We start from the raw sequence: 22,230 nt of genomic DNA on the forward strand, positions 1-22,230 counted from the left end.
ATGAAATCCAAATCTTTTAAAAAGTTTTGACATAAAATAACTTTTAATCATTTTAATAAAAATCATGATCCAAAAAATGTTTTTATTAGTGAACAAAAAAAACATACTTATGATCTGATTGCTAAAATTTGTGTATTGTCTATATCTTCATTAGCACTAATTGCCGCTTCATTATTAATTGGTTTTATTATCGGTCAAACATTTAGTAATATGAGTTTTCTAAATTGATTTAAAATGTTAGGAAATAGTAAATGATTACCTAGTGCTAATAGTTTTGGTATTATTGCCTTTATCGTTGCCACTTTTTGAGTTGCACTATTTTCAATGATACTTGCTGTTCCTTTAAGTTTACTAACATCATTATTTATATGTGAATTTTTACCACCAAAATTAACAAAAACAACATTAACTTTAGTAGAATTATTATCTGGTATTCCTTCAGTTGTTTTTGGTGCTTTTGGTTTAATGACCATTGGCCCTATTTTTGTAAAAATGGAAGCACCAACCAAAGAAAATATGATGACAGCAAGTTTTATTTTATCAATGATGGCATTACCAACAATTATTTCATTATCTGTTAATGCTATTACTCGAGTACCAAAATCTTATCTATATGCATCATTAGCACTAGGTATTAGCAGGACTGACACTAGTTTTAAAGTCATTTTTAAAGCGGCAAAAACCAAAATCATTGGTGCAATAATTTTTGGATTTGGAAGAGTCATCGGTGAAACAATGGCCGTTGTTATGATTGCTGGTAATAGTACTCTAACCCCAAATTTTGCACATGGTCCACTTGCATTTTTATTTAGTTCAATTTCTACTTTAGCGGGAGTAATTGGACTAGAAATTGGAGAAGCAGTTAGTTCTCAACAAATATCAGCATTATATGGAATTGGTTTATTTTTATTTATTATAGTTTCAATAATTAACTTTATTGTTTTAATAATTTATAAACGTAGTGATAAAAAAGCAAAAGGTCATAAAAAACCACGAAATTATAATTTAAAAAAAATAAATCTATCTGATAATCAACTAATGTTAACTATTAGTGAAAAAACTATTAAAAATCAAGGCTGAAAACACTTTAAAGACTATTTTCGATTATTCTTTATGGGGCTAGCTTGTTTTATTACTATGGGATTAATTATTTGAATTATTGGTGATATTATTATTAATGGTATCTTCAACATTAGTGGTAATGCTGGTAGTAGCATTTTCAATTTTAATTTTGCAGCTTTAATTTCAACAACTGGTGATGAAGGTTACTTATCAATTATCACAATGACATGTTTATTGGTATTAACAACAATTACTATTGCTATGCCATTAGGTATTATTGGTGCAATTTATCTTCACGAATATGCCAAAAATGGTTGATTTGCTTCAATATTACGTTTTGTGCTAAATACCTTAGCTTCTACGCCATCAATTATCTTTGGTATGTTTGGATTTACTTTTTTTATTACTTTCTTACAAATAAGTTTCTCAGCAATTGCTGCTAGTTTAACATTAACAATTGTTATTTTACCACTTATTATTAGAGCAGTAGAAGATACATTAAAATCAGTACCTATTGAATATAGCGAAGCATCATTAGCACTAGGTGCTAGTAAATTTGAAACAATAAGAAAAGTAGTTATTCCAGCTGCCATTGGTGGCATTATTACTAGTATGATTTTATCAATGGGTAGAATTATTGGTGAATCAGCACCAGTTTATCTAACATTAGGAAGCACTGTTGCTTTTCCCAATAAAGGTTTCTTAAGTTCAGGACAAACTTTAACAACCCATATTTTATTAGTTAATAAAGAATCAAATGACCCTAATAAATTAGGAATGATGTACCAAACAGCACTAATAACAGTTATACTAATATTTATTTTAAACTTTATAGCAAAACATTTTGAAAAAAGTTTAACAACAGGAATCGGGGTGAAAACAAAATGCTCAATTGAATTATTAAAAGAAAAAATGAAAGCAAGAAAGAATCAACGAATAGCAATAAAAAAAGAAAAGTAAATGTAATTAAACCTTACTTTTTAAAAGTGAAAGATAAATTTAAGAAAAAACCAAATAACAAATCAAATAATTTATCAAATATAGAAAATATTCCAAAAAGTAATTATGTTTTTACTATTAAAAATTTAAATTTCTTCTATAATCATGGCAAAAAACAGGCTTTATTTAATATAAATTTAGAAATAAGTCGTAATCAAGTAACCGCTTTTATTGGACCAAGTGGTTGTGGCAAATCAACATTACTACGAACTTTAAATAGAATGAATGATTTAATTGATGGTGTTAAAATTAATGGACAAATATTATTTAATAATGAAGATATTTATGAAAATAAAAAAAATATTATTTCATTACGAACTAAAGTTGGAATGGTATTTCAAAAACCTAATCCCTTTCCAATGTCAATTTATGAAAATGTGGCATATGGCCCAAAAAATCAAGGCATTAAAAATAAAAAGATTCTAAATCAAATTGTCGAAGATGCTTTAAAAAAAGCGGCTTTATGAGATGAAGTTGCTCAACACTTATTCGATTCAGCATTATCATTATCAGGTGGACAACAACAACGTTTATGTATTGCTCGTGCTATTGCCCTAAAACCAGAAGTACTATTAATGGATGAACCAACTTCAGCTCTAGATCCGATTGCCGCATCTAAAATTGAAGACTTAATGAATGATTTAAAATCAGACTTTACAATTATTGTTGTTACACATTCAATGCAACAAGCAGCACGAATTTCTGATAAAACTGCCTTTTTCTTAAATGGAGAAGTCATTGAATATAATAATACTAAAAAAATATTTTCACGACCAAAAGATAAAAGAACAGAAGATTATATTACCGGCAGATTTGGTTAAAAATATATATAATTAATTATAGAGAAAGGAGGAAAAAATGAAAATAATTAACCGTAGATTTGATTTAGATATCATAAATTTAAAACAAAACTTATTAACTTTATTAAAAGAAGTAAAAAAAGAACATAAAGACGCTTTAATAGCAATGGAAACCCAAGATTTTGACATGTCAAAAAGAATTGTTGAAACCGATAAAGAAATTAGAACAGTCGCTGAAAGTTTAACAATTACTGCAATTTGAAGTATTGCTCAACAAAATCCTTTTGCTACTGACTTACGTACTATTATTGGCTATATGAATATTATTCGTGATTTAGAACGTATTTCAAATTATGCTAAAAATTTATCCAAATTTAATGTCAAATATAAACCAGAAATTAAATTAACATCTCAATTATCAGGATTAATGAAAAAAGTATTTAAAATGATGGATTTAATTGGTGAATCTATAAATGAAAATGATATTAATAAAGCTTATCAAGCAGCAGAATATGATATTGATATTGATAATCGTTTTCGTGAATCAATGAAAAACATTGTCAATATGTTAAAAGTAAACAAAAATAATGATCAACTCTCTCAATATACATCAACAATGCAACAGTTGAAATATATTGAAAGACTAGGTGATCACTTAGTTAACATTTGTGAAACAATAGTATATATTATTAAAGGTAAATTTTATGATTTATCTTCAACAAAAATATCTGAATAATTTATCAATCAGTGTTAAAATAATTACTTTTTTGCAAGTTTCATTTAAATATTTTTAAGTCATACTTTAATATGATAATATTTATTATTATTTTATTTTTAATTGTATTAAATTAAGGTATGATTTTTTAATTTAATATTAAAATTTCTAAAAAGGAATATTTAACTTAGTTCTTCTATTTTAATATTACTATTAATATTTTTTTTGTTATCTACATTTTGCTTATTTTTATTATATAATAAAGAAATTCCTATTATTAAACCAATTAAATTTAATGTTAAAAATAATAATATGATGCCTAATGCATTATTACTATTACATAAAATTATACCTCAAATTAAAAATACTATTCAAATTACTAAACATATTCATATAATAAATGTAATTAAACCAATACTCATTGCCTTGCACCTTTTTCTTTCTAAAAAATAATTAAACTAAATAAAATATAGTATTTTCTATTAGATTCTTATAATTTAATATTTTTTTCTTTATACAAGTATTTACTCTATATAAATATAAGAAAAATGCATGAAAATATGCATTTTTCTTATATTTATTAAATCAACCCCCATCTATACCATTTTCTTATGATCAATTTATTTCATTTGGTTTCATTGGTTTTTCATTATTCTTTACACTAATAATTTTACCATTTTTAACGTTAATAACAGTATTTGCAACATATTGGAAGTTAGGATTATGAGTAACCATAATAATTGATGTTTTATATTCTCGATTAACATCCAATAAAATCTCTAATACCTTACGCCCCATTTCCTCATCAAGTGCTCCTGTTGGCTCATCACAAAATAAAATTGTCGGATTTTTTGCTAGTGCTCTACCAATCGATACTCTTTGTTGTTGTCCACCTGATAATTGACTTGGAAATTTATTCATATGTTCATCCATTTCAATAACTTGAAAAATATCATCAATACTCATATTTTTATTTTTATTTTTAGCAAGATTTTCACCAACTTCAGCATTTTCACGAGCAGTTAAGTTAGTTAATAAATTGTATTGTTGAAAAATAAAACCAACATTATCTCGTCTAAATTTAGTTAAATGACTATCTTTTAATAAAGATAAATTGTATCCCGCCACAAAAACATCACCAGTATTAGGTTTATCCAATCCCGAAATAATATTTAATAATGTTGTCTTACCACTTCCCGATGGTCCTAAGATAACAACAAAATCACCTAATTTAATTTTTAAATTAACTCCTTTTAATACTTCATATTCTAAGTCTCCAGTTAAGTAAGATTTTTTAACATCAAATAATTCAATAACATTAGTTTGAGTATCAGGAGTATTATTAGTCATTGATATAATTTTACCTGCTAAAATTTCTTTTGAATGAGTTTTTGTTAATTTTTTAATTGCTTTTTGATTATCTTTAAAAGCTTGCAATTTGGCTTTATTAGCTTCTATTTCTTCCTTTGATTCTGGTTTATCATGAGATTTATGGGTTACTGGTGGTATTGCACCTTCATTTTTAGATACTGACTTCTTTGTAAAACTAGATTCTAACTTATTTTTAGTTACTTGTTCACTTGAATTTTTAGTGTTTTTTTTATCATTTTTCATGTTTTTATTCCCTTCTGCTTTTAATCAATTTCATTTAAAGTTTTAATTGGATTAATCTTCTTCATGGCATATCAATCAATAATAAAGGTTGTTGCATAAATACCAAAGACAATTAAACCAACCACAAGCGGTAATCATCAAACAAAGAATAATGGTAAAACCCATGTTGTATTAGCAGCTAAATAGTTAAGAATAAACTTAACAATTATTCATCCTACGGGAAAACCAATAACAAACATAACAGCAATCACTGGTAAATACATACCAATAACAATATTAGTTATTTTTGCATCACTATAACCAAGTGTTTTCATTGTTGCTATTGTTTTACGATTTTCATAAATTACTAAATTACTTGTTAATAAAATAATAAAGAACGAAATGATTAATGAAAAGATAATAAATGCAACCAATACTGTATCAACTAAAGCAGTAATTTGATTTAACAACTGATGATGGATATCTTGTGGCGTAATATTAACAGCACTACCTGCACCATAACCTTGATAAGTACCAGAACCATCAGTACCACCATTTAAACCAAAAGCACTGTAATCTCCATACATTTGCGAAGTTGAAAATGAATTAGTTATATCTGGTAATGATTGCGAATTTGAAAATTTAAAATTAAAAATTGGATTTTCATTTTCAAATATTTGATTAAGTTTATAAATAACGGGATCATTTAATTGATTAAGAAAATTTTGATATTCATTAAATGATTTTAATTTACCAAAATCAACATCACAAGTTGTTTTTTTATCTTCTCATTCTTTTTTAAATAATAAAAATAAAAATTCTTTTGTTTTATTAAATGATAAAACTTTATCAGCATTAGTTTTACTAATATAAGCATTAGGTTGACCATAACCATTATATATACCAACTACTTTATACGTTGGTGTTTTAGAACTTATCTTATCATTATAAGAATTAACAACCTTACCAGCAGTAACTTCTTTTAACATATTTGTAGCATTAATACCCATATTATCATAAGCCCCATCCTTTAACTCATCAACTTGTGTATAACCAGTTTGTTGTCTTAATAATGTTACATTATTAACATTTTTACTATCACCAACAATGTTATCAATATTAATTTTATCCAAATCAAAAGGTTTCAATTTATTATTATCTTTAAATTTCATAGTATTACCATTACTACTCATTTTAAATTCATCATTTATTTTCAAATTTAATTGTTTAGCAATCGTTTGATTAATAACAAGACTAATACTATCATCACTATTTTCTTGTTCTAAAAGTGGATTTAATGAAGAACCTCCAGCATCATATAATTGCATCATTGAAGGTTTGCCTAACTGTTGTTGATTTTGTAAACCATAAACTTTCATTAAATATTTGTTCTGTTTAAATAATTTTTCAGGAGTACCAATAAAGTAAGTTCCTAATTCATCAGTTTCTTTATCAAAAGGCACAACATTAAAAGCAACATTAAAAGGAGCATTGGGATCACTATAAGCTTTGGCAATATTTTGACGAATAAAATATGGGCTTTTAGTATAAGCACCTTGCACTACAGTTTGTCCCATTCTATTATAAAATAAAGCACCAAATCAAATTCCAACTTTATTAATTCAACTATCACGCTCTTTGTCACTAATTTCAGATGCATTATTATTCAATAATTGTGTTTCATTAGTTAAATGTCACGGATATAATTTATCGCTAGTATCAAAACTTAAATTATCAATATCATTAATAAAAGTAGGACCCTTACTTGAGGCATTTTTGTAAGCAGGAATATTACTATTTGCTCAATCTTTGAATTTTGTAATATCTAAATCATTAGGATTAGTACTAATCTTACCAGTCTTTGAAATCGTACCACTAATATTCATTGCCACTGTTGTTCGATAGTTTTGATAAAATTTTCTAATAATATTATAAGTATTCTCACTATAAAAACTGTTAATATTAGTATTTTTTAAAACTGTGTCATACATTGGTAATGCATTTGGTCAAGCCATTTGTACCATAATTCCAACAATCACAGAAGCATCTTTAATATCACTAGAATCTAATCCATTTAAAAAGTTTTTAGTAAGCATTTTACCATTTAAATACGTTAAACCAGTATATCCTAAATCACTAATAGCACCACCGGGATTAGATTCATCTGACATTGGAGCATATGCTTCAGCATTAATATTATTTTCTAATAATTCTTTAACAAAAGTATCATTTAATGGTCCAGAATTATCAAAACGTGGTGGATGTCAATATGTATCACCAGTAGTACTATCAACAGTAGAAGTATAAGTTCAATCATCTTTATTATTTGGATTATAAGTTTTATAAAAACTATATGGAGAATTATAAGTCGGAATGTCATATTCAACTAAGGAGTGATAATTCATACCAGTAAAAGAAAGTAATTTATTATCAGCCATAATTTTTGGACCAATAATAGATGTTGTCATTAACGTTGTTCCTAAAAACATAGTTAATGATGCTGCTGCCATTTTTCCAATTGATGATGTAAATAGTGATAAACGGAATCTTGTTAAAAATCCACGATTAATACTTTTTGTTTTAATAATTCGACTAAAGCGAGAATTAACAGTAGCTGATTCGTTTTTAATTAAATCTATTAGTTTTTTAATAACTGTTAAAGCGCTAATAACTCATGCAATAATTGATAAAAAACCAAATATTAAAATTAAACAATATATAAATCCTAAACCATCAAAAATAAAACGACCAAAATCTAGATTAAAATAGTTGGCAAATGTTTGAACTATAATTACTTGTAAACCACTTGCTGGTAAAAACACTAAAATAGTACCAATAAGTGCTGCTACCATTGGATAAGCTAAAGATGTAATTAAAATTTTAATATTACTATAACCTAATGATTTTAAAATTCCAATTTGTGTTCGTGAATTATCAATATTTTTATAAGTAATTAATATTACTGTAATTCCTGTAATAATTAAAACAATTAACAATAAACCAATTAATAAACTTTTAAATCCAATAATAGTTGCATTCAAAGTAGCAGTACGATTATTAAATGTATACTTATTATTTCCTAACTTATATACTAAAGCAGCATCAGAATCAATAGTATTAATATATTTACTTCTTAAACTTTGTGAAATTAATTTAATATCATTAATTTTACCTATTGTTGATTTTCCAACAAAATAAATTTCGCGATCATTATCAGAAGAAATTGTGATTTTTTCATTAGCTTTATTATATGATCAAATATAATTATTTTTTTCTAACCTTTTACTTAAACCAAATTGCATTGGATCAACGTATAATAAACCTTCACGAGTTTTATTTGGAATTGGTGTAGTTTGATCAATAATTGGGGTTGTGAAATCAGCAGATACACCATATCCAACAATTTTTAATCAATTATAACTACTATAAGCAGCATCATTTAAATCATATCCTGAAACTTTTAAACTACTTCCTAATTGATCTGATTGCACACGAATTGTATCATTAATATGCAAATTATTTTTTTGAGCAAATTCTTTATTAATAACTACCTGTTTTCAACTTGGAGTTTTATCTGGATTTTTACTATCTCCTATTTGATAACCATCACTAATGATTAATTTATCAATACGAGCATCTTGATTATAAGTTAATATTTTTAAAATTCTAGGATTACTATTATTATCTAATTGCATAGTTCTGCCTTCAACACGATCTCATATAAATTCATTACCAGCATCATTTGCAATATTGTTAATATCAAAATCATTCTTTTCATCAACAGCAGTTGTTGATGTTGAGATTTTATTAGAAACAGTTTTTGGAGTAGTATTAGATAAATCAATAACAAAATCATGTAAATTAGATTTTGCAACTAATGTTGAATATTCATCAGAAATTCTTGCTAAACTTGTTTGCATTAATGAAAAAATAGTTGATGATAATAATACTAAAACAATTAAACCAACTAATTGAATTTTATTACGAAATGCTTGTTTAAACGCATTTTTAAAAAGCAAAAATGATTGTTTTTTCATATTCGTTCTTCCTTTCTTTTAAATTTTAAAACAAAAAAAGTTATTGAATTAAAGCCATTTTTCAACCATTAATTAAAGTTTTTAAATCTTGAATAGTTTTAGTAATAAGTAGTGTTAATTGGGCACTTAAAAAATAAGTTAAATTCTTCTTAAAAATAGCAATTAAAAGTTTTTTATTATTATCAGTAATAAAAACTTGGTGGTCAAAATTAGTAAACATTTGTTTTTTAAATTGCCATGTTAAAATGATAATTTTAGTTTTAGTATATGCTTTTACTGGAAATTGTTTATTAATAATATTAGGTAATGAAGAATTACTAAATAATGTCACTCAAGTTTTTTTCATTAAATTAAAAATTGTAAATAAATTATCACTAAACATTTTTCATGAAAAAAAACCTAATCAATAGTAAAAGAACACTAAAATTAGTATTGAAACAAAGTTATTTATTGATGGTAATGATATTTTAATCATAGTAAAATTAAATTGTAAAATAATGGCAATTATAATAATTGACAAAATAGTAAAACGCATCACTTTCATAATCTGATTATTATTACGGCTTAAAAAACTAAAACAAATAAATAAATGTAAAATTGAAATCAATGATAGCATTGGTAAACTTTCTAAATCTAAAAAATTAATATTAATTACCATTTCTTGAACTGGTAATAAAAATAAACAAAATTGTGCTAAAAATCATAAACTAAATTGAAGAATAATGATTTTTGTTTTATTAAATATTTTTTTATTATTAATACTATTTTTATGAAAATTAATAGTAATTAAAAAAGTTAATTTCATAATTAAAAGTAAAAAAAGAACTGGTAAACCAAAAAAAATAAATAATTGTTCAAAATTATTAATACTATTAATTTTTAAAATATTACTACTACGTAACATTATATTCACCTTTAAATAAACTTTGCTATTATTATAATTATAAACTATTAAAATTAAATAATGCAATTATTTAGTTTTAGATAGTGTTCAAATATTCAAAAAAAAGGAAAAAAAGAAAATGTTATGAAACTGCTGTATTAAATTCTTTAGTAATAATTTTGATAATGAATATCAATATTTACAACCTATGGATTCAAACTATATGTACTACCCCACTACTAATTATCAAACTACTACATCTACTACTAAAACAATAATTGTTGAACAACCAACTAAAAATACATCAACAGTTTTTTCAAATAGAAAAATTATTTCAAAACCATTGAAAAAAAGATACAAGAAATTAATATTAATAATATTACTATTTTTGAAGAAGAAAGTGAAAATCAAACTAAACATATATCTTTATAAATAAAAAAGAGTTAATAAATATTTATTAACTCTTTGTTTTTAATTTATAACTATCTTTAACTTTTTTAAAAACCATTGTTTTGTAATCTTTATTACGATAATCATCAAAAACAAATATACCTATAAAATGATAACCAATGCCTTTTGATTTTTCTTTTATTTTTACAAAAGTAACAAATTCTACTTTATCTTTAATATATTTTTCACCCAATTGTTTTCTTTTTTCACTTGTACTAGTACTATTAAATTGATAAATAACATTTCAATCTTCTGACAAAAAATTTGCATATCCTGTTTTAATTACTTTTTCTTTTTCGCTATTTGGAGTAATCGTTAAAAATCAAACTTGTTGATAATCATTTATTTTATAACCACTTTTTAATATTGATACACCATCTTCATTAGTAAAAAGAGTACTTAAAACCTCAAAAATTGTTTTAAATAATATTCTATCTTTGATAGTTATTTCTTTCTTGAATAAAATTGTTTTTAGTACCTCATTGTTCACTATATGGTCACCTCTATATAAACTATAACATAATTTTAATGATTCTTATTTATACGAAATAATAATACTAATTACATTGTAAATAATTTTGGTTGTAAACAAAATCCTGGTGTTAATTCATCAGCAATATGAACGTCTTCTCAATTTTCAGTCTCAATTGAAAATTGTTGACCTGTAGGTACTAAAACCGATAGTGGTGCAACTACTTCCATCATTTCACTAACTACTAATGTTTTTGATACTATTTTTTTTCAATAATTGGGTTAATATAAATACAAGATTTTATATCATAACTATCAGTAAATGCCACTAAATTTTGATTGTACTGTGATAACATTTGTATTTTTTTATTTAAAGTTGTCAACTTCTGACTACCTTTTTTATTTAAAGTTTCTAACTTTTCTTTTTCTAAAAGTAATCGTTTTTTTCTTTAAGTAGTTTTTGAACTTCTTCAGTTGCTTGATTACCAATTTTTGTTAATTTACCTTCTAGTAAAGAAATATTTTTTTCTTTCTCTTTTATTTGCATGCCATTTTCTTGTTGAATAGTTTCTAGTTTTATTTTTTCTTCCTTTAATTGATTAACTTCCATAACTAATTTTTGATTTTTATCTTCTACTGTTATTAATGTTTGTTGTGTTTTTGATAATTCTTGATTTAATTTTTCTAAAGCTTGGTTATTTTTATAATTTCTACTTTCTAATCTTTCTTTTTCTAAAGCTAACGCGAACTCTTTTTTTATTAATCTTTCAATACTTTTATTTTTTTGATCACGAATATTTCTCACTTTTTTTTGTACTTTTTCTAAATTATTACTTATTTGATTTATTTTTACACTATTTTGTTGCTTAATTTTTTCTAACTTTGTTTTTTCTCTTTCTAAGGTAGCAACTTTAGAAACTAAAAATTTAGTTTCATCAATTAATAGTTGTACTTTTTGCTTTTCTGCTATTAATTGTTGTTCTAATATTGCTGTTTCTTCTGCAGATTTAACTTTTGTTTTATCCAATTCTTCTTGTGTTTGCTTTAATTGTGCTTCTAATTCATTAATTTTTGCTTGTAAAATTTGATCTTGACTTAAAATTTCTGTTTTTTCTTCTTTTGCATCATTTTCTTGTTTTATACTTTGTTCTTTAATGTAATTTTCTTCTAAAATAAGATCAATTTTAGTAATATCTTTTTCAAGTAAAGTCGTTAAACTACTTGTTGTAGATGATTCTGAATTATCTGTTTCATTAGTATTAATAAATTTTAAATGTTCATTTTTTTTGTTGTCTTTTTTCTTATTTTTTCTTTTTTTAACATTTGTTTTCTTTGTTTCTATTTTATGAGAATTATTAAAACTTTCTACTTGCATTAACGTTTCCTTTTTTGAAACATCATTATCATTTAAAACTTCTTGCAATTTTTGCTTTAACTTTTTAATCATTTCAATATTACTATCAATATTTTTTTCAATCTCGCTTAAATATTGCATTGAATCATTTTCATCAAAAATTTGATTTACAATTTTCGTTAAAGGCAATGGAGAAGTAACTGGTTTTTGAAACATTTCAAAAATAATTTTTGACAAATCAAAAATATTTTGAATTTTTAATTTAATTCCCTTAATTTTCAATTCATTCTTTTTAGATTTATTATTTTTAAAATCATAAATTTTATTTTCATATTCATCGAATAAATTTACAATTTCCTTTTTAAAAATTTTATCAAGTTCTTCAATATTTAATTTATATGGAATTTCAGAATTACTATCTTTAACTAAAATATCCTTAAATTTATTTTCTCTTGACATTATGTCCTTAATTTTTTCATATTCATTGCTTGTTAAACTAATTTTATTATCGCAATCTTCATCAGTAACAAAATATTTTGATTGATTAGCAATAAAGTTATAAATATTTAATACACCTAATTGATGATTTTCACAAATTGATTTAAAATGTTTTAATATTTCAAAATTATTATTTAATTGCTCTCTTAGTTTATTTAGCTTATTTAAGTCCTTACACGAACTAATTTTTTTAATAAAAAAAATATTATCATTTTTCAGGATTTCTATTTTCGTTTTCATAAATTCAATATTAGTAATATCTTTTTTAATAAAATCACTAAATAATAAAGGATGATTAAAAACATTAATTATTAAAATAATTGAAATCAAACTTTTCAAACTGTTGGATAGGTTACACTTTATTGGACACTAATTACGTAGACAAGTGAACAAATTAGTTAAAAGAAAGGAACTATAATTATGGCCAATATTAACTCATATACCGATGAATTTAAAAAACAAATAGTAGCTTTATATCAAAGCGGTAAGTCAGTGTCTTGTCTTGCTAAAGAGTAGAATGTTACAAGAGCAGCTACTTATAATTGAATTAAGCAATTTACTAATTCAGGCAGTTTTAAAACTAAAGATAATCGTTCTATTGAAGAAAATGAATTAATTAAATTAAGAAAAGAATTAAAACAGTTACGAATGGAAAATGATATTTTAAAGCAAGCAGCACTAATAATAGGCAGAAAATAGAAATTATTGCTAAAAATAAAGTTAAATATAAAATTCGCACAATGTGTCGTTTTTTAAAACTTTCTAAATCAACATATTATTTTAATTTAAAGGAAAAAGAAAAAAAACAAAATAATATTTATGATGAAGCTGTTATTAGTGCTTTTAAAGAAAATAAAGAAGTTTATGGAACAAGAAGATTAAAAGTTGTTCTAAAAGAAAAGAATATTTATTTGTCACGCAGAAAAATTAAAGAAATTATGAATAAACATAATTTAATATCAAAATACACTAAATTATCATTCAAAAATCATCATAATAAAGTCAACGATAGTCAAATAACCAATATCGTTAATAGAAACTTTAATAATAGGCTTAAAAATGAAGTTATTGTTAGTGATTTAACTTATGTTCAAGTTAATGGTAAATGAAACTATATTTGCCTATTAATTGACCTATTTAACCGCGAAATTATTGGACATAGTGTAGGTACTAAAAAAGATGCATCATTAGTACATCAAGCATTTATGCACTCAAATCGTTGTTTAAAAGATATTCAAATATTTCATAGTGATCGCGGTAATGAATTTAATAATAAAATTATTGATAAACTTTTACTAGCATTCAATATTAATCGCTCTTTAAGCAAAAAAGGTTGTCCTTATGATAACGCTGTTGCTGAAGCAACTTTTAAAACTTTCAAAATTGAATTTATTAATGATAAAAATTTTACATCATTAATCCAATTAAAATTAGAATTATTTGATTACATCAACTGATATAACAACATAAGAATTCACAGCACTTTAAACTACTTAACTCCAGTTAATTATCAAAAATAAATGTCTACCAAAAAATAGTCCTAAAAAGGGTAAATTGGCTTGATCAATATATTGCAAAGAACTATGCAAATTTTTTCTAAACAATTGACTATCAAATTTTTCATCTTCCTGTTGATAATATTTGGCAATATTACTAATAGAACTATCAATAGCATTATATTCTGCACAAGTTATATAAATAATATTAAGTGCAGTAATAATATCTTCTTTAGTTAATGTTGGTACTTGTGATTTTATTTTTTGTAAAATGTTAGTAATTAAATGTTTACCTACTGACATTATTTTTACTCCTATCTTTTTTAATCAATTAAAAGCTCATATAGCTATTAAATAGTTATATGAGCTCTAGTAGCTTTAATATTATATTGTAATAATCACTTTCAATTATAGATTAACTTTAGCTTTAATATTCAAAGTTGCTGAATTTTGTAACTGTGCCTTTATTGCATTGGCTACATGTTCAACATCGGTACCAATAACAATTTGCAAAGCTTCTTTACTCAAAATTTTAGTACCAAATGCTCCTGCGGCCTTAACTTTTGCCAAATTAACACGTGATGTATCTTTAACAATCAAACGTAACCTAGTAGCACAATTATCAATTTCAACAAAATTATCTGCACCAATTGCTTCAATTAATTTTGTTGCCATTAGTGTATATTTATCACTTTTAAGATTTTTATTGCTTAACTCTGATTTTGTTGTTACTTTACTTTCTTCAACACCAAAATCTTCTTCTCTTCCTGGTGTTTCAATATTCATTTTAGTAATTAATGTATAAAATACAATAAAATAAACTCCACCAGCAGCCACAATTAATAATAATACTCATAGTGGATTTGAAGTAATATGATAAGCACCAGTAGCATGATTAGCAAATCCTCATGATTGAGCAAAAGAAATGCAATAGTCAATAATTCCAGCACTAAAACCAAAACCAACTTGGATATGCAATGCTGTCGTTATTGCAATAAATATCCCTGTTAATAAGGCATGAATTACCAATAATAATGGGGCAATAAATACAAATGAAAATTCAATGGGTTCAGTGATTCCACTAATAAAAGAAACTAAAGCAACTCCTCCTAAAAATCCTGATACCATTTTTCTATTTTCTTTTTTAGCTGCCATAATCATAGCTAAGGCAGCAGCGGGAATACCACCCATCATAATAGGAAAGAAACCTGATTGAAAAAATCCAGATCCTTCAATACCTCTAGTAAAAGCATTAATGTCTCCATTTACTCATTCTGTTGTTCCAGATGCAGCACCTGTAATTGGAGATATTATCTGACCATTAATTGGTAATTGAAATCAAAAAAAAGTATTTAAGATTTGATGTAATCCAAAAGGTAATAATAAACGATTTAATATTCCATAAACAGCTGTTCCTGGAATAGCAACTGCTGGATTATTTGGATTAGCAACTAATTGACCAAATTTCATTAATACTAATTGAATTCATGGTCAAACAATAGCAAATGCCAAAGCAGTGGGAATAGTTATTGCTAAAGCCACCATTGGTGCAAATCTTCTACCACCAAAGAATGATAACGCTTGAGGAAGTTTGATTTCTTTATATTTATTATATAAAACTGCAGATAAACACCCCGCTACAATTCCACCAAAAACACCAATGTTTAATACATAAATACCACCGATAATAGTTTTACCATCTGTTCCAAATTCTTCTACATAAAATAATGACGAAAATTTTTCACCTTTACTTGATGTAAAAGTTAAAACATTTTTATATAACATTTCTGGTAATGAGTGTTCAATTGACGTCATTGCAGCTATTGCTAAATAAAATACTGCTCCAACTAATGCAGCTTCACCACGATGATCTTTAGCTAAACCAAATGCTAAACCCAAAGCAAATAATAATGGTAAATTATCAAATACTATTTTTCCTGGTTGTTGAATAATATATGAAATTCAATAACCCACTTCATTAGTAACATGCATAACACCAGCATCAGTTGTAGTAGTAAATGTAAGTCCTAATGCTCCAAATCTGTTTAAAATAGCAGCGAATGGTAATACTGCGATTGGAAACTGTAATGCTTTACCTAAGTCTTGTAAAAATTTTAAAACATTATTTCAAGGACTTTTTTCTTTTGAGGTTTTTAATTCAATATTACTATTTTTTGTTTGATTTTTTTCTTTATGTTTTTTTCAGAAAACTAAACCCATATTTTAACCCCTTCCTAAAACTTTTTCTTAATTTTTCAAAATTAAAACATTGAACTTATTGAAACTGATAATAGCACAATGGCACCAACTGTTGCACAAAACATTAAAAATATATAAAGAGCTTTATTTCAAAAATGAAAAACTTGATATGTAACTTTTTTTGGTTTAAATAAAAATTGCTCGTTAATCAGGCTCCTTTCTTTACGTAATTTTCTTTTAAATAAAAAAAACACAAGAAAAATAATACCAACACAAATCAAACCAATGATAAACATTATTCACATTGCCGATGTTGATAAACTTTTATTGTGCGATTCTAATGTTAAAAAATTTAGCATAATCATTTACACTTTCTAATCATTAGTTTTTTATCTTAACAAGTATATAGGGGCTTTGCCCCTAGTTGCTTCGCAACTCACCCCAGTGGCGTAAACGCCACGGCCAACCAACCAAGGTTCTGGTTGGCTTCGACCAATAATATAGGTTTACTCTATTTTAACATTTTTCTTATTTTTCTTAGAATATTTATTTCTATAATAACAAGTACGGCATACAGCATTTTCAGTTTCTTTCTTTTCAGTTTGTAATATATTATCCAACTTATCTAATCCTACTGCTCTAATATCATCAACAGTAAAATCTAATGCTTGTGATTGTTCAAATTCATTTTCTTCAATAGAACGATTATCTTTAGTTTTAAAACTGCCTGAATTAGTAAATTGCTTAATTCAATTATAAGTAGCTGCTCTTGTAACATTGTACTCTTTAGCAAGACAAGACACTGACTTACCGCTTTGATATAAAGCTACTATTTGTTTTTTAAATTCATCGGTATATGAGTTAATATTGGCCATAATTATAGTTCCTTTCTTTTAACTAATTTGTTCACTTGTCTACGTAATTAGTGTCCAATAAAGTGTAACCTATCCATTTTCATATTACTAACACCCTCCCTCCTTTATTTTTTGTTATTATAATTTTACATGATTTTAAAAACTAGTTATTTATGTATATATCTTTTCATATATTGTTAAGTGATAGTTTAATTATATTTATAAGATTATCTGCAACTTTCGATTTAATTTTATTTAAACTTTGATATACTAAAACATAGTAAATAGTTTATAAGCAAAAGATAGGTGAATAAATAATATTATGAGTATCGATAAAAAATACATTAGAAATTTTTCAATTATTGCCCATATTGATCATGGTAAATCAACTTTGGCTGATCGTATTTTAGAATTAACTAATGCCGTTTCAAAAAGGGAAATGAAAAATCAATTGTTAGATTCACTGGATTTAGAACGTGAACGTGGCATTACAATTAAACTAAATAGTGTACAGCTTAAATATCAATCATTAGATGGTCATACTTATTTGCTTCACTTAATTGATACTCCAGGTCATGTTGACTTTACTTATGAAGTATCGCGTAGTTTAGCAGCATGTGAGGGTGCCATTTTAGTAGTTGATGCTGCTCAGGGTATTGAAGCACAAACTTTAGCAAATGTATATTTAGCATTAGATAATGACTTAGAAATTATTCCTGTTATTAATAAAATAGATTTACCAAGTGCTGAACCAGAAAAAGTTAAAGAAGAAATTGAAAAAGTATTGGGTTTACCTGCTGATTATGCGCCTTTAATTTCTGCAAAAACAGGTATTAATATTCGCGATGTTTTAGAAGCAGTTATTAAATATATTCCTTATCCAATTGATGCTGACGATAATGAACCATTACGTGCTTTAATTTTTGATTCATTATATGATAAATATCGTGGAGTGATGGCATTTATTAGAATCAAAACTGGTGTAATTAAAGTTGGTGATAAAGTAAGAATGATGTCAACTGGTGCTGAATATGAAATTACTGAATTAGGAGTACGCACACCAAAAGAAGAAAAGAGAGAAATGTTAACAGCTGGTGAAGTTGGTTGAATTAGTGGTGCAATTAAAATAATTAGTGATATTCATGTTGGTGATACGATTACTAGTGTTATTAATCCTGCTGATGCACCATTACCAGGTTATAAAACTTTAAAACCAATGGTTTATTGTGGTTTATATCCAATTGATACTAATAAATATCAAGAATTAAAGGATGCATTATATAAAATTCAATTATCGGATGCCTCATTAATTTTTACTGCTGAAACATCACAAGCATTAGGTTTTGGTTTTCGTTGTGGTTTTTTAGGGTTATTACATATGGATGTTATTCAAGAGCGTTTAGAGCGTGAATATAATTTAGTTTTAATTTCAACAGCTCCTTCTGTAATTTATGAAGTAAATTTAACTAATGGTGAAAAGTTAATAATTGATAATCCAGCAAAATGACCAACTGTGCAAACAATTAAAAGTGTAGAAGAACCATTTGTACAAGTAACAATAATGACACCAGAACAATATGTTGGTGCATTGATGCAATTATGTCAGGATAAACGCGGAACTTATTTAGATCTAAAATATGCTGATAATTTACGAAGAACTCTTATTTATAATATGCCACTGAATGAAATTGTCATTGATTTTTTTGATAAATTAAAATCAATATCAAAAGGTTATGCTTCATTAGATTATGAGTTAATTGGTTATCAGGAAAGTAAATTAGTGAAAATGGATATTTTATTAGCAGGTAATATTGTTGATGCATTATCTGTTATTGTTCATAAGGATTTTGCTTATGATCGTGGGCGTGTTTTATGTGAAAAATTAAAAAAATTAATTCCGAAACAAAATTTTGAAGTTGCTATTCAGGCTGCTATTAATAATAAAATTATTGCTCGTCAAACTGTGCAAGCAGTTAGAAAAGATGTTATTGCTAAATGTTATGGTGGTGATATTACAAGAAAAAGAAAACTTTTAGAAAAACAAAAAGAAGGAAAGAAAAAAATGAAATCGATTGGTAATGTTGAATTACCACCAGAAGCATTTCGTGCTGTTTTAAAAATAGATGAAGAAAATTAAAAAAAATGTATATATATATTTGATTTGTATTTTTATAAATCATATTTTTAGATTAAAATCAGATTTCTCACAATTTTATGTTAAATATATAGTATTTTTTTTAATTCTGCAATTATTTCCATTTTAATTTTGATGTAATTTTTTTGCATTTCAATATTAATTAAATTTTCTTGAGTTTTTGACTGATTATTTTCTAAATTATTTTTAATTATTGCGTGACACTCAATTTCTCTAGAGTAATTTTTAATCATATTTTTTATGTTATTAATCATTTTATATTCCCCATTTCAAAGTTTTATAAATAATTTATTTATATTTTTGATTATATCATTTTATTTATAAAAATTATAAATAAAATGATATAATAAAAAAACAATTCCCTAAGAAATTGATAAAATTTTAATTTATAATAAGTATATTAATAATAATTTGGAATGGCAACCCTTTTTAGGACTATTTTTTGGTGGACATTTGTGTTTGATATTTAATGGGGGTTAAGTAGTTTAAAGTGCTGTGGATTCTTATGTTGTTGTATCAATTGATATAATCAAATAATTCTAATTTTAATTGGATTAATGATGTAAAATTTTTATCATTGATAAATTCGGTCTTAAAAGTTTTGAAAGTTGCTTCAGCAACAGCATTGTCATAAGGACAACCTTTTTTGCTTAAAGAACGATTAATGTTGAATGCTAATAAAAGATTATTAATAATTTTATTATTAAATTCATTACCGCGATCACTATGAAATATTTGTATATTTTTTAAACAGCGATTTGATTGCATAAATGCTTGATATACTAATGATGCATCTTTTTTAAATCCAACACTATGTCCAATAATTTCGCGGTTAAATAAGTCTATTAATAGGCAAATATAGTTTCATTTGCCATTAACTTGAACATAAGTTAAATCACTGACAATAACTTCATTTTTAACCCTATTATTAAAATTTCTATTAACAAGATTTGTTACTTGACTATTATTAACTCTGTTATTATGATTTTTGAATGATAATTTAGTGTATTTTGATATTAAATTATGTTTATTCATAATTTTTTTAATTTTTCGTCTTGATAAATAAATTCCTTTATTTTCTAGAACAACTTTTAATCTTCTTGTTCCATAAACTTCTTTATTTTCTTTAAAAGCACTAATAACAGCTTCATCATACATATTATTTTTAATTTTATCTTCTTTTTTATTTAAATTAAAATAATATGTTGATTTAGAAATTTTTAAAAAACGACACATTTTACGAATTTTATATTTAACTTTATTTTTAGCAATAATTTCTATTTTCTGCCTATTATTAGTGCTGCTTGCTTTAAAATGTCATTTTCCATTCGTAACTGTTTTAATTCTTTTCTTAATTTAATTAATTCATTTTCTTCAACAGAACGATTATCTTTAGTTTTAAAACTGCCTGAATTAGTAAATTGCTTAATTCAATTGTAAGTAGCTGCTCTTGTAACATTGTACTCTTTAGCAAGACAAGACACTGACTTACCACTTTGATATAAAGCTACTATTTGTTTTTTAAATTCATCTGAATATGAGTTAATATTGGCCATAATTATAGTTCCTTTCTTTTCACTAATTTGTTCACTTGTCTACGTAATTAGTGTCCAATAAAGTGTAACCCATCCAAATTACTTAAATGGGGAGTAGGGGGTTATGTGAAAATTTTATTAAAAATAATTGATTGTTTGAACCCAATTTCTATTTTTAAAAGTATTAAAAAGTATATAGAAAATAGAGCTAAGATTGAAGCAAAATTAATTGATAAAGAAAAGCAAAGACAACATGAAAAAGATTTACAAGATTCTAGATTTAAACATGAATCACTTGAAAATGAAAAAGACAGAAAATTACAAAAAGAATTAGCTGAAGAAAAAACTAAAAGATTAGGGTTAATATTAGAAAATAAATTAATTATAAATAGACAAAATTATTATTTAAAACATGATAATAATCCTAAATTAGAATTAGAACTTAAAAGAAAACGAATTAAAGGTAAAAAAATAAAGTAATATTGTATTTACAAAAATATGAGGTTAAAATTGATATAATCACTCTATTGAAGGTGATTTTAAGGAGTTTTGATAATGGATTTAAATATCAATAAAAATTTAAAAACAAAAGTTTTAAATAATTTTTTAAATTTATTAGCAATTAATTTAGCAGATACTTATTTAGAAACCTTAAAAAAATATAAATCAAAAGATGTAGATGAATTAGTATTAAATTTTTTAGATCAAGTAGTTTATTTAGTGGATGAAGAAATTGATATAACAAACGTTAAAAATAGTTCTAAAATATCCAAAATGAATACTAAACAAAAAGAAAAATTTAATAATGCTTTAAGAAAAGATAATAAATATCGAAAAATGTGTTCAGTTCTTAATTTTATATATCGAGTAATAAAAGAAGAAGAAACACAAGAGCAAGTATTCAATAATATATATCATTTTTATGAAAAATCTGATGCTGAAACTTTAGAAATATTTTCTAATGATTATAAAGAAAAAGAAAAATTTGATTTTTTTAATGAAATAAAATTAAAGTTAAAAAATAGTAATAGTTTTTTATATAAATCAAATTTACAAGCAAATATATAAGTTTTAATATATGTAAAAATATAATAAATTAAAGTATTTTTAAAAACATCTCTAATAAAAT

19 protein-coding genes and 1 pseudogene are annotated in these 22,230 nt (G+C 24.7%); 8 read left to right on the forward strand and 12 right to left on the reverse strand.

Features of this window, described 5'->3' with window-relative positions; translation table 4 throughout:
- The 3 genes from pstA to phoU all read left to right on the forward strand — a co-directional run bounded on the left by pstA (position 1) and on the right by phoU (position 3,597).
- Positions 1–2,022: a phosphate ABC transporter permease PstA gene (pstA, locus tag AACK89_RS05075; protein ID WP_338977677.1), complete on the forward strand. Its 2,022-nt coding sequence runs from the start codon at positions 1–3 to the stop codon at positions 2,020–2,022.
- 80 nt (positions 2,023–2,102) lie between these two features.
- Entirely contained in the window at positions 2,103–2,882 is a 780-nt protein-coding gene (gene pstB / locus AACK89_RS05080; RefSeq protein ID WP_422397460.1) for a phosphate ABC transporter ATP-binding protein PstB, read from the forward strand.
- A gap of 37 nt (positions 2,883–2,919) precedes the next feature.
- The gene (gene phoU / locus AACK89_RS05085) at positions 2,920–3,597 is read left to right on the forward strand and encodes a phosphate signaling complex protein PhoU (RefSeq protein ID WP_174480791.1); all 678 of its coding nucleotides are present in this window, start codon (positions 2,920–2,922) and stop codon (positions 3,595–3,597) included.
- A gap of 588 nt (positions 3,598–4,185) precedes the next feature.
- On the opposite strand, the gene AACK89_RS05090 is transcribed toward phoU, so the two are convergent.
- The 3 genes from AACK89_RS05090 to AACK89_RS05100 are packed head-to-tail and all read right to left on the reverse strand — an operon-like array spanning position 4,186 to position 10,110.
- Positions 4,186–5,190, reverse strand: a complete 1,005-nt coding sequence (locus AACK89_RS05090; protein ID WP_338973638.1) for an ABC transporter ATP-binding protein — start codon at positions 5,188–5,190, stop codon at positions 4,186–4,188.
- A gap of 20 nt (positions 5,191–5,210) precedes the next feature.
- The gene (locus tag AACK89_RS05095; protein WP_338977680.1) at positions 5,211–9,206 is read right to left on the reverse strand and encodes an ABC transporter permease; all 3,996 of its coding nucleotides are present in this window, start codon (positions 9,204–9,206) and stop codon (positions 5,211–5,213) included.
- A 40-nt stretch (positions 9,207–9,246) separates the two neighbouring features.
- The gene (locus AACK89_RS05100; protein WP_338973642.1) at positions 9,247–10,110 is read right to left on the reverse strand and encodes a hypothetical protein; all 864 of its coding nucleotides are present in this window, start codon (positions 10,108–10,110) and stop codon (positions 9,247–9,249) included.
- 118 nt (positions 10,111–10,228) lie between these two features.
- Here AACK89_RS05100 and AACK89_RS05105 point away from each other — a divergent pair, with 118 nt between their 5' ends.
- Positions 10,229–10,525 (forward strand): hypothetical protein, encoded by a 297-nt coding sequence (locus AACK89_RS05105; RefSeq protein ID WP_338977682.1) that lies wholly within the window; start codon positions 10,229–10,231, stop codon positions 10,523–10,525.
- 21 nt (positions 10,526–10,546) lie between these two features.
- On the opposite strand, the gene AACK89_RS05110 is transcribed toward AACK89_RS05105, so the two are convergent.
- The 4 genes from AACK89_RS05110 to AACK89_RS05125 form a co-directional block, all read right to left on the reverse strand.
- Entirely contained in the window at positions 10,547–11,029 is a 483-nt protein-coding gene (locus AACK89_RS05110; RefSeq protein WP_338977683.1) for a hypothetical protein, read from the reverse strand.
- 71 nt (positions 11,030–11,100) lie between these two features.
- On the reverse strand, positions 11,101–11,244 hold the full coding sequence (locus AACK89_RS05115; protein ID WP_338977685.1) for a hypothetical protein: 144 nt from the start codon (positions 11,242–11,244) through the stop codon (positions 11,101–11,103).
- A gap of 26 nt (positions 11,245–11,270) precedes the next feature.
- Positions 11,271–11,393, reverse strand: coding sequence for a hypothetical protein (locus AACK89_RS05120; RefSeq protein WP_338977688.1), 123 nt, complete (start codon positions 11,391–11,393; stop codon positions 11,271–11,273).
- Between the two features lie 44 nt (positions 11,394–11,437).
- Positions 11,438–13,192 carry a hypothetical protein gene (locus AACK89_RS05125; protein ID WP_338977691.1) on the reverse strand — a complete coding sequence of 585 codons (1,755 nt, stop codon included), beginning with the start codon at positions 13,190–13,192 and terminating at the stop codon, positions 11,438–11,440.
- A gap of 90 nt (positions 13,193–13,282) precedes the next feature.
- Here AACK89_RS05125 and AACK89_RS05130 point away from each other — a divergent pair.
- Positions 13,283–14,382, forward strand: a pseudogene (locus AACK89_RS05130) (IS3 family transposase).
- Here the strand turns inward: AACK89_RS05130 and AACK89_RS05135 are convergent.
- From AACK89_RS05135 to AACK89_RS05145, 3 genes are all read right to left on the reverse strand, one after another.
- Entirely contained in the window at positions 14,356–14,661 is a 306-nt protein-coding gene (locus AACK89_RS05135) for a hypothetical protein (protein WP_338977693.1), read from the reverse strand. The pseudogene AACK89_RS05130 and the gene AACK89_RS05135 sit on opposite strands and share 27 nt — an antisense overlap.
- Positions 14,662–14,766: 105 nt before the next feature.
- Complete coding sequence (locus tag AACK89_RS05140) at positions 14,767–16,578, reverse strand: PTS transporter subunit EIIC (protein ID WP_338975477.1); 1,812 nt, start codon at positions 16,576–16,578, stop codon at positions 14,767–14,769.
- A gap of 485 nt (positions 16,579–17,063) precedes the next feature.
- Positions 17,064–17,432, reverse strand: coding sequence for a transposase (locus AACK89_RS05145; RefSeq protein WP_338977694.1), 369 nt, complete (start codon positions 17,430–17,432; stop codon positions 17,064–17,066).
- Positions 17,433–17,739: 307 nt separating this feature from the next.
- Between AACK89_RS05145 and lepA the strand changes: the two genes are divergently transcribed.
- Positions 17,740–19,548, forward strand: a complete 1,809-nt coding sequence (gene lepA / locus AACK89_RS05150; RefSeq protein ID WP_422397462.1) for a translation elongation factor 4 — start codon at positions 17,740–17,742, stop codon at positions 19,546–19,548.
- An 80-nt stretch (positions 19,549–19,628) separates the two neighbouring features.
- Here lepA and AACK89_RS05155 read toward each other — a convergent pair whose 3' ends face one another.
- Positions 19,629–19,820, reverse strand: coding sequence for a hypothetical protein (locus AACK89_RS05155; protein ID WP_338973909.1), 192 nt, complete (start codon positions 19,818–19,820; stop codon positions 19,629–19,631).
- A gap of 181 nt (positions 19,821–20,001) precedes the next feature.
- Positions 20,002–21,122, reverse strand: a protein-coding gene (locus AACK89_RS05160) for an IS3 family transposase (protein WP_338977698.1) whose coding sequence is annotated in 2 segments (ribosomal slippage) — positions 20,002–20,879 and positions 20,879–21,122 — 1,122 coding nt in all. Because the reading frame shifts where the segments join, the coding sequence is not laid out codon by codon here.
- Positions 21,123–21,227: 105 nt separating this feature from the next.
- Between AACK89_RS05160 and AACK89_RS05165 the strand changes: the two genes are divergently transcribed.
- Entirely contained in the window at positions 21,228–21,581 is a 354-nt protein-coding gene (locus AACK89_RS05165) for a hypothetical protein (RefSeq protein ID WP_338973908.1), read from the forward strand.
- A gap of 75 nt (positions 21,582–21,656) precedes the next feature.
- On the forward strand, positions 21,657–22,169 hold the full coding sequence (locus AACK89_RS05170; protein ID WP_281747851.1) for a hypothetical protein: 513 nt from the start codon (positions 21,657–21,659) through the stop codon (positions 22,167–22,169).
- Positions 22,170–22,230 lie beyond the last annotated feature (61 nt).

Origin of the sequence: Spiroplasma endosymbiont of Panzeria rudis, from assembly GCF_964019705.1 — a bacterium.
GTDB classification, from domain to species: Bacteria; Bacillota_I; Bacilli_A; order Mycoplasmatales; family VBWQ01; genus Spiroplasma_E; species Spiroplasma_E ixodetis_A.